Origin of the sequence: Neorhizobium populisoli (genome assembly GCF_019430945.1) — a bacterium.
Lineage (GTDB): Bacteria > Pseudomonadota > Alphaproteobacteria > Rhizobiales > Rhizobiaceae > Neorhizobium > Neorhizobium populisoli.
In genome coordinates this window covers 67,467-84,332 of the sequence record NZ_JAHYCB010000017.1, presented here as the reverse complement: position 1 = coordinate 84,332, position 16,866 = coordinate 67,467, and the positions used below count along the sequence as shown (strand labels likewise).

General features: G+C 58.7%; 17 protein-coding genes and 2 pseudogenes. 8 read left to right on the top strand and 11 right to left on the bottom strand.

Annotated features, from left to right (window positions below; genetic code table 11):
- Positions 1-171 precede the first annotated feature (171 nt).
- The 3 genes and pseudogenes from KX729_RS29910 to tnpB all read right to left on the bottom strand — a co-directional run.
- Entirely contained in the window at positions 172-2,727 is a 2,556-nt protein-coding gene (locus tag KX729_RS29910) for an HWE histidine kinase domain-containing protein (RefSeq protein ID WP_246617967.1), read from the bottom strand.
- A gap of 253 nt (positions 2,728-2,980) precedes the next feature.
- Positions 2,981-3,145, bottom strand: a pseudogene (locus tag KX729_RS33930) (type 1 glutamine amidotransferase domain-containing protein); the annotation flags it as partial.
- An 84-nt stretch (positions 3,146-3,229) separates the two neighbouring features.
- Positions 3,230-3,455: pseudogene (gene tnpB / locus KX729_RS33925) on the bottom strand (IS66 family insertion sequence element accessory protein TnpB); the annotation flags it as partial.
- A gap of 302 nt (positions 3,456-3,757) precedes the next feature.
- Between tnpB and KX729_RS29895 the strand changes: the two are divergent.
- From KX729_RS29895 to KX729_RS29880, 4 genes are all read left to right on the top strand, one after another.
- Positions 3,758-4,324, top strand: coding sequence for a hypothetical protein (locus KX729_RS29895; RefSeq protein ID WP_219746110.1), 567 nt, complete (start codon positions 3,758-3,760; stop codon positions 4,322-4,324).
- 55 nt (positions 4,325-4,379) lie between these two features.
- Positions 4,380-4,769, top strand: coding sequence for a hypothetical protein (locus tag KX729_RS29890; RefSeq protein ID WP_246617966.1), 390 nt, complete (start codon positions 4,380-4,382; stop codon positions 4,767-4,769).
- Between the two features lie 11 nt (positions 4,770-4,780).
- Positions 4,781-5,224 carry a hypothetical protein gene (locus KX729_RS29885; protein ID WP_219746109.1) on the top strand — a complete coding sequence of 148 codons (444 nt, stop codon included), beginning with the start codon at positions 4,781-4,783 and terminating at the stop codon, positions 5,222-5,224.
- A 70-nt stretch (positions 5,225-5,294) separates the two neighbouring features.
- The gene (locus KX729_RS29880; RefSeq protein WP_219746108.1) at positions 5,295-5,432 is read left to right on the top strand and encodes a hypothetical protein; all 138 of its coding nucleotides are present in this window, start codon (positions 5,295-5,297) and stop codon (positions 5,430-5,432) included.
- A 57-nt stretch (positions 5,433-5,489) separates the two neighbouring features.
- Here the strand turns inward: KX729_RS29880 and KX729_RS29875 are convergent, their stop codons facing one another.
- Both KX729_RS29875 and KX729_RS29870 read right to left on the bottom strand, forming a co-directional pair.
- On the bottom strand, positions 5,490-6,692 hold the full coding sequence (locus tag KX729_RS29875; protein ID WP_219746107.1) for a pilus assembly protein TadG-related protein: 1,203 nt from the start codon (positions 6,690-6,692) through the stop codon (positions 5,490-5,492).
- A gap of 56 nt (positions 6,693-6,748) precedes the next feature.
- Positions 6,749-7,918, bottom strand: coding sequence for an EAL domain-containing response regulator (locus KX729_RS29870; RefSeq protein ID WP_219746106.1), 1,170 nt, complete (start codon positions 7,916-7,918; stop codon positions 6,749-6,751).
- A 149-nt stretch (positions 7,919-8,067) separates the two neighbouring features.
- Here KX729_RS29870 and KX729_RS29865 point away from each other — a divergent pair, with 149 nt between their 5' ends.
- Positions 8,068-10,686 (top strand): ATP-binding protein, encoded by a 2,619-nt coding sequence (locus tag KX729_RS29865; protein WP_219746105.1) that lies wholly within the window; start codon positions 8,068-8,070, stop codon positions 10,684-10,686.
- Between the two features lie 57 nt (positions 10,687-10,743).
- Here KX729_RS29865 and KX729_RS29860 read toward each other — a convergent pair whose 3' ends face one another.
- Both KX729_RS29860 and KX729_RS29855 read right to left on the bottom strand, forming a co-directional pair.
- Positions 10,744-11,703, bottom strand: coding sequence for a DUF1236 domain-containing protein (locus tag KX729_RS29860; protein ID WP_246617965.1), 960 nt, complete (start codon positions 11,701-11,703; stop codon positions 10,744-10,746).
- On the bottom strand, positions 11,660-11,962 hold the full coding sequence (locus KX729_RS29855) for a DUF1236 domain-containing protein (protein WP_219746104.1): 303 nt from the start codon (positions 11,960-11,962) through the stop codon (positions 11,660-11,662). The genes KX729_RS29860 and KX729_RS29855 overlap by 44 nt, the downstream gene beginning before the upstream one ends.
- A 254-nt stretch (positions 11,963-12,216) precedes the next feature.
- Between KX729_RS29855 and KX729_RS29850 the strand changes: the two genes are divergently transcribed.
- Entirely contained in the window at positions 12,217-12,612 is a 396-nt protein-coding gene (locus tag KX729_RS29850) for a DUF1236 domain-containing protein (protein WP_219746103.1), read from the top strand.
- 147 nt (positions 12,613-12,759) lie between these two features.
- Here KX729_RS29850 and KX729_RS29845 read toward each other — a convergent pair whose 3' ends face one another.
- From KX729_RS29845 to KX729_RS29835, 4 genes are all read right to left on the bottom strand, one after another.
- Positions 12,760-13,233, bottom strand: coding sequence for a hypothetical protein (locus KX729_RS29845; protein ID WP_219746102.1), 474 nt, complete (start codon positions 13,231-13,233; stop codon positions 12,760-12,762).
- A 108-nt stretch (positions 13,234-13,341) separates the two neighbouring features.
- Complete coding sequence (locus KX729_RS33920; RefSeq protein ID WP_376776094.1) at positions 13,342-13,626, bottom strand: sensor histidine kinase; 285 nt, start codon at positions 13,624-13,626, stop codon at positions 13,342-13,344.
- Positions 13,627-13,892: 266 nt separating this feature from the next.
- Positions 13,893-14,678 carry a hypothetical protein gene (locus KX729_RS33915; RefSeq protein WP_246617973.1) on the bottom strand — a complete coding sequence of 262 codons (786 nt, stop codon included), beginning with the start codon at positions 14,676-14,678 and terminating at the stop codon, positions 13,893-13,895.
- Positions 14,679-14,846: 168 nt separating this feature from the next.
- A complete protein-coding gene (locus tag KX729_RS29835; protein WP_219746101.1) occupies positions 14,847-15,524 on the bottom strand; it encodes a hypothetical protein in 678 nt (225 codons plus the stop codon).
- Positions 15,525-15,698: 174 nt separating this feature from the next.
- Here KX729_RS29835 and KX729_RS29830 point away from each other — a divergent pair, with 174 nt between their 5' ends.
- Both KX729_RS29830 and KX729_RS34480 read left to right on the top strand, forming a co-directional pair.
- The gene (locus tag KX729_RS29830) at positions 15,699-16,313 is read left to right on the top strand and encodes a pyridoxamine 5'-phosphate oxidase family protein (RefSeq protein WP_219746100.1); all 615 of its coding nucleotides are present in this window, start codon (positions 15,699-15,701) and stop codon (positions 16,311-16,313) included.
- A gap of 82 nt (positions 16,314-16,395) precedes the next feature.
- Entirely contained in the window at positions 16,396-16,647 is a 252-nt protein-coding gene (locus tag KX729_RS34480) for a hypothetical protein (protein ID WP_219746099.1), read from the top strand.
- Positions 16,648-16,866 lie beyond the last annotated feature (219 nt).

Below are 16,866 nucleotides of genomic sequence, written 5' to 3'. Positions count from 1 at the left end.
AGTCATACGAGGATATCGTCGATCATTGCTGCTACGCTTGGCGAACACTGCAGGACCGACCGTGGAAGATAATGTCGATCGGAAGGCGCAACTGGGCACAAGGGTTCTGATCAATGACGGTTGGTATAAGCGTCATCTCGGCGGAGAGCCCAAAGCTCGCATAACTTGGAACTACCCTGCGTTGATATTAATCGCCCGTGATAGGGCATCCGCGAGGGCGGTCTCGGCAACCGGCTTGCGCACCACCGGCACCCCAGAAAACCGGTCGGGGATATGGACGCTGTCGCGGTATCCGGTCGCGAATACATAGGGAACCTTGAGCCGCTCGAGCTCCACCGCTACATCTTCAGACGACGAAGAGCCCAGGTTAAGATCCAGCACGGCGCATTCCGGCGCCTCTCTTGCGATCCGCGCCAGCGCCCCCTCGACGTCTGGTGCGATCACGACGTCGGCAGCTCCCATAGATCTCAGTAGTTCTTCGGTATCCATCGCGATCAGCGACTGATCTTCCACGAGAAGAATTCGAAGGCCCTCGAGGATCTGTGCGCCGGTGTAGGGTTCTGCGCGTTCCGGTGCATCCGCCTCTGCAACCGCATGCAGGTGTCGAGCAGGGATGACGATGCGTGCTTCCAGCCCTGAAGGAGCGAAGTTTAGTTCCACGACGCCGCCAAGGTCGTGCGAGACTGTCCGTTCAATCAATTCAGATCCGAAGCCGCGGCGGGATGGCGCTGCCACCGCCGGGCCGCCGCTCTCCACCCAGTTCATGTCGCAGTCGCCGTTTTCCAGGATCGCCCACGATATCGATAGCTGGCCCGATGGCACCGACAGGCTGCCGTACTTTGCAGCGTTGGTCATCATCTCATGCAGGAGAAGCGCAAAGACGCCGAACGCGCGCTCTGTCAGCCCGATCGTGGTGCCAGAGATTGATATCCTATCCGGCATCTTGCTAAATCTATGCATGGCCGCTTCAGCGTCAATGAGCGTTCTTAGTTCACCACCGTCGGAACCAGCGAATGACTGGTCGTGGGCGTAGGAGAGCGCTCGCAGGCGACCTTCGAAAGACTTTGCGTAGTCGTTGACCGTCTCGGCGTTGGCACCTGTCTGTGTCGCAATCGACTTCACGAGCGCGAGAATGTTCTTCACGCGATGATTCAATTCCGAGTTCAGCAGCTTGCGCTGTTCTTCCGCCTTGCCGCGCTGTTCCTCGGTCGCGTCGTTGTGCGACAGCATCACGTCGCGAACATACCCGCGGATAGAATCCGCTACCACGAGATCGGCGGCGGACCACGGAAGCGACTTGTTGCGGACGTCCTCTCTCCAGGTGTCGAAACTGCCACGAGGCGTTAGACGCGGACCAAGCCCTGCCACCTGCTCCTCGATCTTTTTAGGCTCGCCCGCCCACTCGATCTCGTGGGCCTCTTCGCTGCGGAAAAGGACGAGATAGTCGGGTGCTGAGACCGAAATTGGGATAGCCAGGATGCCCGCCACTCGTCCACCATAGACTTTCGCGTTTCCCGTTTCCTTGCGAAGGTCCTGCGTGTCCCAGATGTTGCGGTCGGCCTTTCGTGCGACGAGATCCATCAGTGCCGGCACCGCGGCATCCGCAGGAGTGAGGCCATAGGATGCCCATTCGCCCCGTATCCACAAACCGGCGCCGTCGCTTGCGATGAGCGACGCGAACTGCCGCAGCCTTGCCTTGAGGGTTTCCTCGACCGGCTCGTTCGGATCCACGCCCGAGATGATGCCGTCGAGACACGCGCGGATCGCCGCCGCGGCAGCTTTTTGCTGCCGGTGTTCGATCGTTGAGACGTGTAGGGAGAAGTATTGGGCGAAGAGTTCCGTCGCCACCCTTAGCGGAATTGACAGCGTCTTCGGAGTATTATGATGGCAAGCAATCAAGCCCCAAAGCTCCCCATCGACAACGATCGAGATCGACATGGAGGCGGCGATCCCCATGTTCTGGAGGTACTGGCAGTGAACCGCCGAGACGCTTCGCAGATGCGCGAAAGAAAGGTCCACCGCAGGTTCACCATCGCGAATTTTCGGCTGCAGCGGGACGGGGACGAACGAGGCGTCGCCGATTACCCGAACCCAGTTACGGACGTAGAGCTTGCGTGCCTGGACAGGGATGTCCGAGACGGGAAAGTGCTGCCCGAGGAAGCTGCCGAGTGAGGGCTCCTTCGCTTCAGCCACCACGCGGCCAGCGCCATTGTGCAGGAAACGATAGACCATGACACGGTCGTAGCCAAGCATTGCGCGGATGAGACGCGCGACCGCCTTGAACAGCGGGTCGAACTCTTTGTAGCCATCGACGCGCCGGACGAGCGACTGCGTCAGGTGGAGCGCGACCTCGGTGTCTTCAGGAGAAGCGGGGTGCTCGAACTCGAGAAACGTGCGTCCGTCGTACCGGTGCACGGTGATGTCGGCCTGCCGCCCATTTCCAAGATCAGCCTTTAGGACGACCCCGGCAACCTGTCCTGCTCCTGCGCGTGCTACGGCATTCGCGACGTCATGTGCAATCTGCGGTCCGACGACGTCCGAGAGCTCTGAGAATGGATATTCCCGATTGGTGTCGCCAAGGAACTCGTGGATGTTTTCCGACACGAACGAGACGGTTCCCGTCTCGTCAACGACAATCATCGCCCCGTGCGGCTGGATGCTGCCGGGAATATGTATGGGTTCCCGGTCGCAGTTCGTCAGGTCGACGGAAGATCTATCGTAGCTCAAATGACGTCCTGCTTTCACTAAAGTAGCCAGCCGAAAACCTCTGTGCCACGTGGGGATCAGAGCGGCAACATCTTCCAGGTGGCAGTAATAGGCTAAAGGCGGCTTGCGGCGAATTTGTCGGGCGCGCATTAACGTTGTTCGCTTTAAAAATGTTCCGCTGACGATAATCCCGGAGGCGCGCGAAATAAAATCGCGACACGGTGTTTACCGCTGCTAGGGAAGCGTCGGCGAGCGCCGGCGCCTCTTAGGATCTTCAGGCGACCTCGGCACCCCGGAGGGTGTTGATCAGCATGCCGGCGGTTTCGGCGGAGGAGCCTGGGTTCTGGCCGGTGATCAGCAGACCGTCCTGGACGGCATAGGAGGACCAGTCGGGGCCGCTCGAATAGATGCCGCCGTTCTGCTTCAGGAGGTCTTCGACCTCCGGCGTCCTCGTCTGGACCGCATGAACCCGCCGCCAATCGAGGCCTGCAAACAGAGCTTCGAGCCGGGCATGGGGCAGTGTCATCAGCCCATCTTTGATGCCGGGCCAAGTGAAGTTGTGCTCCTCCAGCCGTTTGTAGGCCATGACGATCCTTGAGCCATCCCAATAGATCAGCTTCAAACAGTCCGCTTTGTGACCGGAACACGAAGACCGTTCCGGTGAACGGGTCCTTGTGCAGTTCGTTCTTCACCAGCGCTGCTAAGCCATCATGACTCTTGCGGAAGTCCACAGGTTTGGTCGCCACCATGATCGGCATTACAGGCGGCTCATCGAAACTCGTAGTACTACAGCCTCGCTCTTGCCGCTGTAGTTCGACGCAATCATTCTTGTGCGAGCGTCGGCAATTCTCGAATGGATTGCCACGTTTCGTCGTCGATTTGCGACCGGATATTGAAATCGATCCGATGCAGACGGCTGGCCCAGCCCAAGGTCCTATCACCGTGGGACTGAAGTCCCGTGGTGGGAACCGCGGGTCAAGGTCTGTGTTCGATCCCTAGCTTCGACACCCAAGGAACAGTCAGAAGCATAGAGGGAACCAAGGAGTTAGAGATGAGGATCTTCAATTGCGCGGCTCTTGCCGCAGCCCTTCTGGCTGGCACCACAATGACGGCATACGCTCAGTCCAGCAGCACCGTCGGCACCGGTGGCACGACCGCTGGAGGTGGCTCCTCGAGCAGCACCGTGGGGACAGGTGGATCGTCCTCCGGTTCGGATTGCACCCCCGGTAGTGCCAACTGCGGCTCTGGTTCGGCGTCGACGCTTGGGACTGGCGGCTCATCGGCAGGCGGCGGCACTTCGAGCAGCTCTGTCGGCACGGGCGGTTCGGCCGCTGGCTCCGGTAGCGGCTCAGGCTCCGCCTCGACGCTTGGGACAGGCGGCACTTCCGCGGGCGGCGGTCAGTCCAGCAGCTCCGTAGGGACGGGTGGCTCTGCGGCGGGATCCGGTTCCGGCTCCGGGTCGGCATCGACGCTTGGCACCGGCGGCACTTCTGCTGGCGGCGGAAAGTCCAGCAGCTCTGTCGGTACAGGCGGTAGCGCAGCGGGTGCCGCCCAGGACGATGTGAGCAACAAGAAGTGTCCTACCGGCCAGGTCAAGAAGGAAGGCGGCTCCTGCTAACTCAAATGGTGGGCCGCTCCAGATAGCGGTCGACCATCATCCTGGAGGATGAAACATGACATCATTGTCCAAACTGAAGACGGTGGCGTTCGCCCTTCCTTTGTTCCTAATCGTCTGCATAGCATGGCAAGTGCTCGCCGCCGAGACGATCAAGCTCGACGATGGAACGACCTGCACGGTACTCGAAGGCACTTCCACGGCAGGCGGAACATCCACTTCGATCACAGCCGGCAACGGCGGCGTGACGTCCTCGACGATCATCGACGGCAAGATCACGACCATGAATTCTGGAAGTGGTTCAGCGTCGGCGAGTGCGGGATCGTCGGTCACGACAGGGACTGCAGGCAATCAGGCATTTTCGATGTCCAGCCTGACGCGTCCGGACGGCTCGGTCGTGACCCGACGTTCCGACGGTACATGCAGCGTCACCAAACCCAGCAAGTGAGGAGACCTAAATTGAAAAGGAATGTTCTTTTCTCCGGATTGGCAGTCGCGGCTGCGCTTTCGGTCACTCCCGTCTACGCTCAGGGCTGCAATGCCACAGGAACGGTCGGTTCCGGGGGAAGTGCCGCCGCAGGCGGAACGTCGGCAAGTACTTTAGGGACAGCAGGCGCTTGCGCCACCGATGATGGAACGACTTCGTCCATCGCGTCCGGCGGTAGCGCGGCCACGGCAGACGGCAAGGCAAAGAGCCAGACGAAGGTAAACGAGAACCCCAACCAGCTCAGGGCCCAGTCGAAGGCGCAGGCCATTGATAAGGGTACGTTCAGCAAGTCCCAGACGAAGACGCGGGTGCGGGACGGCGAGCTGGAAAGCAGCACGCGGACTATGTCGCATGTGCCGGGCCAGAAGCCGATGAAGAGCACCACGAGCAACAACTCGGTGCTTTCGCAGCAATGAGGATCTTGTGAGCGGCCGTTCAATTACGGCCGCTCATTGGACGGCAAGATCATTACAGAAGGAACGGGTGATGGCATTCCCGGTAGTCGGCACTATGCTGCTTATGGCGGCGATGATCGCAGCCCTCGTGTTCATGCATGACGCGGGGCGCACTTCCACCAGCCGGGTCTTCATCCCTGAGGAACAGGTCGCCACGCGTGCTCCGTGAGCGAGGTGGCTCGCAGGGAAAGTTGTCCATCATGACAGCAAGACGTGTTCGATTTCCTCAATAGAGGAGATGGACGGTCGTCGCTTGCGGTCCGACGCCCTCAGGAACGGGAACCAGCGTCTTGTTGTAGTCGGTGTTGAGGACAAGGTTCGGGCCCTTTGAGAGGCGAAGCCGCCGGACCACGATGGCTGTATATGCTGACGCGTCGGCGACCTTGTTGTTGGCGTCGACGATCAGATTGCCGTTGGCGAGGTAGATCGTCCCGAGCAACTTTCTAGCCTTGTTGCTGGTGATGACGAAATCGGTCTCAGCGGATGCGCGATCCTGAAAGGTCACGAGGCCGGCAAGCGGACCAGTGACCGGGGCTTCGATGTCGACCTGTGAGCTGCTTCCGAATAACATGCCGGCATTTTTTCCCGTAAAATAAAAGCCCACTCCTTTGCCCTCAACGACAGAACTGGATTCGATGACCAGTGGGCCGTCCTTGATGATGTATATACCAGGCTTTAGGAATACGTCCGACGACGCGCGAATGGTCAGGCCACCGCAGTAGACCCCCGGCTGGAGATTTCCGACGAAGTGCTGATAGTCGGCATCCGTCTCCCGGCAAGAGCCGACGGATGGTGGAGCGCGAGAGGCAAGAGGGTCGGCAACTTCCGGGCAATCGGTTAAAGGGTTCTGGTAGTTATAGTTTCTCGACACTCCGGCAAAACCGCCGGCTGAGCAGGCGAGTTGGGCAACAAGGTTGGCGTTTCCGGTTGATGTGAGACCGCTTGTGCTCAGAGAGTTTGAGTAAACAGAGCATTTTGGTGCCGAGATCGCCGCATTTGTCTCCAGCGACACCGTTGCCGCGTCAGCCTTCTCAAGCCCGATGACGCAGATGTTGGTATTATTATTGGTTTGAGCCGCCGATGACACCCGGATCTGCGGGCTTCCAACGAAATACCCGACAACGAAATATGGGTGGTGGTCCTGCTCCAGGGTCACCGTGACCTGCTTCTTAAAGGGATCCACTTCGACCTTGGCAGCGACCGTACCCTCGGCCCCAGAACGTTTATGCGCTTCGAGGTAGCCGTTAACGATCGCAACGGCAGCGGAGGTCGACCAGCCGTTCAGAGATGCTTCCTTTGCCGCACCAAGAGCCGAGGCGTCGGCGATGTCCTGCAGGTCCGTCTTGTGAGTCATGAATGCGCTTACGTCTATCGCGCCGCCCGCGACGCCAATCAACATCGGCGCCAGGATCCCAGTCATCATGGCCATATGACCACGTGTGCATTCCAAGAGCCTGCGCAGAACCGGGAGCAATGAAGCTTCAATCATGCGAAACATGCCTTAGGACGGTTCATCAGTTCGTGAACTGCTTGAGGAGGCACCGGTCGAGAGAAGAGAAAGCCCTGCACGCGGTCCATCCCTGCGGCACGAACTTCGGAGAGTTCCTCTTGGTTTTCGACGCCTTCAGCGACAGAGACCAGTTCCAGGTCGCGGGCAAGTCCTGCGACGGCATGCAGGAACTTGCGTGTCACATTATCACGTGGACATGCCTCGATGATCGACCTGTCGACCTTGATCTCGGAGAACGGACAGAGCCGCAGTAGCTCGAAGCTCGACGCCCCCATACCGTAGTCATCAAGCGAGAGCTTGAAGCCCGTCATTCTTAATCGGGTCAGAGCTTCCACGAGCCGGGAGGGATCCTTGGGCAGGGATTTCTCCGTAACTTCGAGACAAATGATATGAGGATCGAGGCTCAGGTCAACCACTGCTTGTTGAAGGTGGGAGACCACGGAAGGCTGCTCGAGCACGGAGGCATCGAAGTTTATCGATACATCGGCATGGGCCCGGACAACGGGCCAGGTCTGGAAGTCGCGCATGACTTTTGCGGCAATCTCCAGGGAGACAGTTGTCAGATCCTCTACTCCGCTAACCGACGAAAAGAGTTCCGACGGTCCGTGAATGCGACCGTCCCTCGCAGTCAAGCGGATCAGGGATTCGAAACCTGCAACTTTGAGCGTCGCGAGATCGTATTGAGGTTGGTAGTACGGTGTCAGTTCGAAGTCCTTGCCAACTAGAGCTCCAAGCCTTGTCGACGATGGCGCCCGCGTCTCCTCCGACTTCGCGAGCATCGCTGCGACACCATCCAGCGTCAGGGGCTTCCGAAGGACCCCAAGGACCGAGATACCCAGCAATTTTCCCATGGCCTCGGCGGAACGAAGCACTGCCGGGCTTTCTCCGCTGGAAATGACGATGTTGCCTGCGTAACCCGCCTCGTGCGCTCCGCGCATGAACGCCAAGCCGTCAAGATCCGGCATGTTGAGGTCAAGAAAGACGAGATCCGTTTCGGGCGCATCACCTGACAACGCAGCCAGCCCAGCGCGTCCGTTCGGCGCGGTTCGCACTGGTCCAGAGGTAAGTGTGGACAAGATGCTAGAGGCCACCATGGCATACATCGGGTCGTCATCGACAATCAGGCAGCTCAGGGAATGTTTCATGCAGGTCTCCTGATATGGAGAAGATACCGGAATGAATAAGAACCTGTTACTTCTTGTCAGTGCGAAATCGTACAAACGTGAGTATTGAACATTGTTCCATTCCGCTTGGTTAAGAAGTTTCTGCGATCCTGCTTAAAAAGAGGATCCAAATGAAGCTCGACCGTCCGATCTCGACTCGCATATCGCAAATTGTCATCGCGGCAGTGGCGACGGGCATCAGTGTCAGCGTAGGCGGGTTCCTCGTCGTAGACTTTCGACAGTCGATGCAGGCGGAGACGTCGCGCTACCAGGCTGCGGCCTTCGCCTTTGCCGCTGCTGCCAGCGACGGTGTGGCCGAACAGGACGCGCGGAAGGTACTCGAGGTCATCCGAGGTGTCCGCAACCTGCCAGAGGTGGCCTACGTCGCGGCGCTCGATCCGGCCGGGCGCGTGGTCGCTGAGATTGGAGGTGGCGCCCGCCTTGTTGGCAAAGAGAACAACGCTTGGTGGGAGATCCCCACGAAGATCGAGGTTACGGCCGACGTCAGAAATGCGGGGGTCCCCGTCGGATCGGTCCTCATGCGTGCGGAGGCGAAGGGCCTGCTCGACCGGTACCTCGACGCCGCTCTCTACTCAGCCCTCTTCGGCGGCCTGCTCGTCGGCGCAACGTCATACCTGGCAAGGCTCAACGTTGCCCGCGTGATCCGGCCACTCAGAGATCTTACGGACCAGTTCATCGACATCGGGCAAAGGTCCGATCTCAGGCGCCGTCTCGACAAAGAGCGCAACGACGAGGTCGGGGTCCTCGTCGATGCCTTCAACGAGATGTTCGGGCATATCGACGAGCGTGATCGTCTCCTCCAACAGCATCGCGAGACGCTGGAGGAAACGGTCGACGCGCGAACGGTTGAGCTAAGAGTTGCCAAGGATGAAGCAGACGCGGCAAATGCGGCCAAGTCGACATTCCTTGCGACGATGAGCCATGAAATCCGCACCCCGATGAACGGCATGATGGTCATGGCCGAAATGTTGTCGGCGGCGCCACTGTCACCAAGACATCAACGATACGCGGAGATCATCACACGGTCAGGAAAGAACCTCGTTCACATCATCAACGATATCCTCGACTTCTCGAAGATCGAGTCTGGAAAGATCGAACTCGAGGAAATCGAGTTTTCTATCGACTCCGTGATCGAGGACGTCGCCTGTCTCTTCGCTGAGCGGGCGCGGGAGAAGGGGCTGTCGCTTGCTATCTTCATCTCGCCCAACGTGCCGATCAAAGTCCTCGGTGATCCCGTCCGCCTGACACAGATCGTCAGCAACCTTGTGAACAACGGTTTGAAGTTTACCGAAACCGGAGGCGTGTCGATAAAGGTGGAACTCGCCGACGACGGTCAGATCGTTGTTACCGTTGAGGACACGGGGATAGGCATCGCGTCCGACCAGATTGGCAGGATCTTCACGCGCTTCTCGCAGGCCGACTCCAGCATTACGCGAAAGTTCGGCGGAACCGGTCTTGGCCTGTCGATCTCCAAACAGTTGACAGAGTTGATGAAGGGGAGGATCCAGGTCAAAAGCCAAGTTGGTAACGGGTCGCAATTCATCGTATCGGTTCCGTTCAAGACCACCAAACCAGCGCATCGGCTCCCAGTGCGCCAAGGACTTGCGGTTGCTCTGTTCGACGATGACGCCGTGACGCGCCGATCTGTCGTGCAGGCCTTGGAAGGACGGGGAATTTCCGTTCTCGATGAGGCGGGCGTCGCTTGCAGGGCCGTCCTCATTCGGGCAGGCACGTCTTACGATCTTTCCAATGTCATGCCGGGGACGCCTATCATCCTTCTCCGGCCTTTTGCAGCCACGTCAGTGTTTATTCCGGACGGCCTTTCGGTAAACGTAGAAGTTCCTCTTCCAGTCACTAGATCTGTCTTCGACCTCGTCTGTGCAGCCATAGAGGACGGTGATCTCTCAATCGTCGACCTTGACCGTCGGGACAACGGCACGAGCGATATTCCCAACCTTCGTCATCTCAGGGTGCTAGCGGTCGACGACGTGGCCGTAAACCGTGAGGTTCTCGCGGAAGCCCTCAAGACGTTCGGCGTCCAGGCCGATCTCGCCGAGTCTGGTCCGGATGCGATCGCGCAGGTCCGTGTCAAACCCTACGACGTCATATTCATGGACTGCTCCATGCCCGGCATGGACGGGTTCGAGGCGACCAAGGCTATCCGCGCCTTTGAAGCGGAGGCGGCACGGTCGCCAACTCTCGTCATCGCGCTGACCGGACATCTCATGGGCAAGGAGAGCGGCGACTGGAAAGACGCGGGCATGACCGGTTATCTCGCCAAGCCCTTCAATATCGCTCAGCTCGCGAAAGTTTTCCAGGATCTGGAGTTAGGGGATCAACCGGATAGCAAAGTATCGGTCGAGGTCGAAGAGGAAGAGCCGCTTCTGTCGAGTGAGACCATGGCGATGTTCGAAAACATCCGCACGAGCACTGGAGCGGACATTCGCAGCAAGGTCTTCGCGATGTTTCGAGCAAGCGCGCTCGATGCCTATCGCGTGGCGGCCGCTGAAATCCTCTCCGATGGTCCGGAGGGGAAGCGGCTTATTCACGCTTTGAAGTCGAACTGCTCCAGCGCAGGTGCTGCGAGAGCGGCATCGATCTGCCAGCGGATCGAGACAATGCTCGCTTCGGGCGCTACAGTCGATCAGTTACTCCTTGCCGAGCTTGAGGGCGCGCTGGATCACACGCTTGCCGCCATGGGCCAAGTCGAATCGTCGATAGCGGCCTGACGAGCGACGGCCGCCTGCGGGAGGCAGACGGCCGCGCCCGGCACATCGAGATCGCCCTCACACGACCAGGATGTATACGATCTCGTAGGTCGACGGTTCGACGATGACGATCCGGTTGTCGGCTAGCACGAAGTATTCGTAAGTCCGATACTGCGGCACGATCTCGACGACCTTCGGAGGCAGGCGGTGCAGCTTGACTGTCTTCGGGACCGCGACGCCGACAGACACGCTGAAGGTCGGCTTTACCGTCTCGACCTTGTTCTCGACGATCACGTTGCGGATCTCGGTCCTTTGTTCGGTCGAGATGTTGATGCTTCCGGTGATTTCGTTCGACGGGCGATCTGCCGAGGCGGAGTTGGGCTTGCGCTCGTTGGTCTCAGTCACGGCGCCTTGCGCCGTGTCAGCCTTGCGGGCGTCGGTTGCACCTGTTTCGTTCTTGCCTTGTGCAGTCTGCGAATCCTTCGACTCTGGCTGGCTGGTGGCCGCAGTTGAGTCCTTGTTGTCGGTCGACGGCTTACCGGAAGAGGCACTGTCGGAATTGGCCTTCAGCTTCGGGTCGGCCTGACCAGCCGCAGCGGTGTCGCCGGACTTGTTTGCAGACCCGGGCTTGTTCATCTGGTCGAACTGCGCCTGGTCGCTCTGAGGCTTGGCTTGGACGTCGGCCTTGGCCGCGGCCTCTGGGGAACCAGACTGCGGCTTGATCCGAGCATCGGATTTGGCGCCTGCATCCGCCGAGCCGGACTGGGGCTTCATCTGGGCGCTACCGTCGACCGAGGCCGAGCCTTTGACCTGATTGTCCTGCTGGGTCTGCCCCGGCGGAACAAGCTTCTGGTTGGCCGCATCCTGGGCGAGCAACGGAAGCGGCGACAGCGTGGATCCTGCCAGCAGTACCGCTGCCAGTGTGGTCTTCGTAATGATCTTCATCTCTGTCCTTTCAGGCTCTTGATACCGTGTCAGTGTTACGTGTGCGGCCTCAATCGATGACGCGAACCACCTTGCGGGTGCCTGGGTCGACAAGCACCGTCGTTCCGTTGACGTTCACGTATCTGTAGGTGACGTTTGGAGCATCGATCGTATGGAGCTCGACCGTTTCCGGAAGCGCTGCGCCGACGGCGATCTTTACGTTCGGAACTTCGACAGTCTTTACCTTGTGCTTGGTGACGTACTCCTTGATCACCGTCTCCTGCTGCGGTTCGATGACGACGGCCTGGGCCATCGCCATGCTGGAACCGGCGATGAAGGCGAAGGCGGTGACAGTAAAAAGCTGTATTCTCATATTCGTTTCCTCCTGATCTGTTGAAAGGATGCTTGTTGAAAGCGGCATTGGAACCGGATCGGGCAGGCATTGTTCCGGGATTGGGGCTTCAGTCGGAGGCATCCCGGACCAAAGTCCCAGGCAGTCGAGAGGAGTACTCAAATCCTTTCCGACCAAAGCCTTACGTGAGCTGGGACTAAAGGCCCGCGTAGGAACATAAACGTCTCATTCCTGTTTCTTTGTCGGCACATCGAAGCCATCAAAGGAGAACGATCATGTCCATGAAAAGCATTGTCATTGCTGCTGGTGTTGTCCTTGCAGCAGGTAGCGCATTCGCCCAGCAGTCGACTGTCAACGGTGCGGCGGGCGGCGCTGTAACCGGCGCCATCGTGGGCGGCCCGGTCGGGGCAGCAGTGGGCGGCGTCGTCGGCGCTGTGGCAGGCACCGCAATCGATCCGCCGCCGGAGCGCGTCGTAACTTATGTCCGCGAAGCTCCGATGCCGTCGGATCCTGTCGTCGTTCAGGAGAAGGTGGTTGTCGGCGAGGCTTTGCCTTCGACCGTCGTGATCAAGCAGGTTCCGGAAAACCCGAAGTACAGCTACGCGATCGTCAACAAGCAGCGTGTGATTGTCGAGCCGTCCTCGCGCAAGGTTATTCAGGTTATCAATTAACTTGATCTGCATGCGCTGATGAAATGCCAGGGCAGCATCATCCGCCCTGGCATTTTCGTTTAGGGAGACTGTGACCTCGTCGCGCTTAGTGACCACAGACAAGCTGGTAGCGTTTCTCCGTAACATGAAGCGAAGTCTGCCAGCACTTTAGTCTGATAGCCTGCAAATCCTTGTGCGGGTAGCCGCTTCATTACTTGGAGATCCGACACAACGTAGTACGCGTAATGTCGTTTGTAAGGTTTTTGTGTAGAGGTTGCCATGAATACCCGACGAAAGTTTATCCTTAAATTCATATCGTCCGCTGCTGCCGGAGCCGTGGTTGGGTTGTCTGCGGTCAGCGCGTCCGCTCAAAATGGTAACGGTGGCGGCAATGGCGGCGGTAATGGTGGCGGTAACGGCGGCGGCAATGGTGGCAGTAATGGCGGCGGCAATGGTGGCAGTAACGGTGGCGGTAACGGCGGTGCGACCGGTGGCGGAAGAGGGGGCAGCACGTCTTCGCCTTCCTCTGGCGATGTCGGCAGATCGAATGGCGTCAACGCCCGCACCGGAGATACTGTGACGGTTGGGGACAAAGGTGTCGAAGTACGCCATCGTTCCGGAATCCGCGAACAGCTTTTTCAAGACAGGTACGTCATGCGGGATAATCGGGGACGGACGATCGTGGATCGACCGGCTACTGCTTCCGATCGAGAAAGGATTCGATCCCTTCTGGATTAATTCACCACGATCCTACGCTATTTCGGTTTCGTTGACATTCAGCGACATCTTGAGCTCCGCCCCATTCGGTGAGGATTTAATCTCAAACCGCCCACCGATGCTCTTCACCCGCTCCCGTAGCCCGGTGAGGCCAAGGCCGCTAAAGGACTCAAGCTGATCGAGTCTCAAGCCAGACCCACCGTCGTCGGCGACGGAGATCATGATGAGACTGTCCCTACAGGTCTGTTCGACGCGCTGGTTCCGACCACCAGCATGTTTCCAGCTATTGTTGAGCGCTTCCTGGACGAAGCTAGAGATGCATATCTTATCGGGCAGCGATAGACTGCACTCGCAACCTTCGGCGATGACGTCGACACCGGTTCCTGTCCGTTCCTAGTGAGCCGCCACGACGCGTTCGATTACCTGCACGCCGGATAACAACTCGATTTCCGGAAGTACGAGCCCTCGACAGATGCTTCTGATTTCGTGCATCGCTTCCTGAAGGCTCTTCTTGATCGTCTGGACCTCGCTCTCGCGGACTTCACGGGGCAGGGCTGCGTCGAGTATCCTTTCGCTGTCAATCCTCAGGGAAGCATAGGCCACAAGTTGAGCCGGACCGTCGTGCAGTCTGCGCCGATCTTTCTTAGCAAATGTTCGTTCAGCGTCGAGGTATTGAGCGAAGCCTTCTGTAGCCGCGCACCGAGTTCACGGTTCTGGGCCAGAAGATTCGTCAGCTCCCTCACCTGGTTGCCCAGAAGTTTTCTTTGATTTCGGATGGTGCGGCTCGCCCGTATGACGATGAAGGAAAGCAGAGAGAAGATGAACAGCGTCGCCAGGACAACCATCATCCATGTTGTCGTCCGGGCGCGGCTTAGGCTCTGCTGCAGATCGGCCGCTCGCTCATAAAATTCCGCGACAGCCACCACCTCCCCGGACAATGGTTGAAGCACAGGATTGTAGATTTCCAGAATAGGCTCGCCGATCGCACGTTCGGCGGTACTTTCCTCGTCGTCGACCTCATCGAAATGACCGATTAACTGCCCTTGGAAAGCTGCGATCCGGTCCGCGCTAGGCTGAACGACCCGACCAGTTAGGCTCTTATCGTTCGAATAGAGGATCGTCCCGTCCGCTCGCCACAGCCTGAAGGATACGAGCCGCCGTCCGAGCGCACCCTGGCTCAAGGTCTCATCAAGGACGCGCTCGACCGATTCCTCAATCGTGGCGTCCGCGCTGAGGTCAGGGAGGATCGGCGCAATGATGCTGTCGACATACAGCGCTGTCGTCGCAGCCGCGTTTCGGGTCACAGTTCTCGAAATCAGATCCGTTACGACGCCGCCGATAATCAGCGAAGCAGTCGTGCTTTCGCGCAAGTAGCAGTTTATGCAGGTAGGAGAACCAGTTCCTTGCGGTCCGTGTCCGGCCAACGGACGCGACGCGGATTACAAGCCTGATAGGACTGCACGAGCCAGAAAATCAAAAACAGACGACGCCGATGCCGCGCAACAATGTCGTCCCGGCGTCGTCGATCAATTCAGCAGCTATCTCGGCAGCGACTGACTCTGCTGCATCCCGTCGATAGACTGGCTCTGAGACAGACGATCGTCGAGAGGCCTGTCTCCCTCCGACGGGTTGCGTTGATGGCCGGTCGGGATCACGTCGTCGACAATGTCGCTTGGCAGATCGTCAATGAAATCGTATCCACGCACGCGCGGCGACGTTGCCTGCGTGCTCCTCGCGTAGCGGCCGGCTCCCGTGTTTGGATCAGGCTGGAACGCGTCTTCGCTGGATGCTGCGGACTGCTGCGCGCTGCTCCCCGCAGTCCAACCCTCCGTCCTCCAGAGATCGGCACGCTCGTCCATGTCGATGGAGCCTTCCTCGTCAAGGATGTCGTGCGCCGTGTCGTATTTTGCCGGGTCAACGGACGCGGAAACGAGGACGCCGCCGCGCCGAAGACCCTCCGCATATACGTCACGGTCATCGTCCGGAAACAACCAGTCTCCAAGCTTTGACCAGAAGCTGGATCCCTTTGCTGCTGCCAAGGTACCTCCGGCATCATCTTCGTATCCTGGCATAAGACGCACATCGACCACGCCAGCGGCTTTCAGTCGCTCGACCGCCGTCTCAGCTTCCCTCTTGCTGTCGAAGAATGCCGTAAGAGTGCTCTTGGCGCGTCCGCCCGCAATGCTCGGTGCGCCTTCATTGTATAGTTGGGTCATGATCATGCTCCTCCTTGTAGGTGGGAAGCGAACGGGCGCCGTAGGAGAATGTTCCGGTTCTCGGCGATTGGTGATCGGAGGAGCGAAAGCATTAGCCCGGTACGCTTCCACGTGACGTTGACGTCCGTTTCTGGCTGAGCCATCGTCGCCGTTTATGCAGCTGGAGGGATTCGGATGTTCGTCGACATTCTCACCGACGATGACCGGATTGACCGCGATCCTCGTTGTCGGGCCGCCTTCGATCGAACATGGCAGGCCTTGGAAGCAGGGGCGACAGCGGGCAGCCCATTCAATTTCCTACAGGTCGCAACCATCAACCAGAGGATGCAGCCTGAAGTCCGCACTATCGTCCTTAGGCGGGCTTATCGAAACGATGGCGCTATCTACTACGTCACGGATGTCAGATCGCCGAAGATGGACGACATCCTTAGACACAGTTCCCACGTGGCGTTGGCAGGTTACGATGCGACGAGCCGAGTACAAATTCGTATGACCGGTATCGCGAACACCGTGGGCGACCATTCCGAGCTTGCAGAGCACTGGAGCAAGCTCAGCGAGGCAACGCGCAGGACGTTCCATCAACCCTTCTCACCTGGCGCAAGGATGCATTCTGACGGGAGGCTCTATGACGACAACGAGAAGGACGACAGATCGCCGTTCGAACGCTTCTGTCCGGTTCGAGTCGAACTTTTGACGCTTGAGCATCTGGACATATCCGGAGCCGAGCACGTCCGGTTCTGCTTCATGAGGTCAGACCGCGGCTGGCTGGGGACGAGGCGGGCGCCTTGAATTCCTTCTAGCTGGACTTAGGCGGCAGCGAGTATTCCGTATCAAGGCATGGAAATCTTGTCCCGCAACTGTCGCCTTGGGGATGGCACATCCGCGCGCAGCCCATGGCCACGCGACGCCGGAGCCGTTTAAAACTCATGCCTGCACCAAACTGCGCGACAAGCGCCTTCCGGTCGAGCGAACCTCGACGGTCGCAGAGCGTGCAATCCACTTCCATCACCGCGAGGCGGACATCCTTCAAGGTGGGGCCGCCTTCGTTATCGGGCTTCGGCTGTCGTCTTCCCATACCCTCTCCAAGCTGCCGCTACGTGTCGAGCGGCGGCTGACTATCTGATCAATGTCCCAGAGGCAAGGCGCTAGCTCTCACAAATTTATTTTTGAGCAAGCCGGCTGCAGAGGGCCATAGCTACGATTTTGATTCCGCTCAGCGAATCTGAGATCTTGCTAATCCTAGGACTAGATTCCTCGATATCGAGTCATCTTGACGCCGTTCTGTGGATGGAACAGAAGAGGAACGTACAAGTTTTCAGCGACATGATGTCGTGAATTTTCA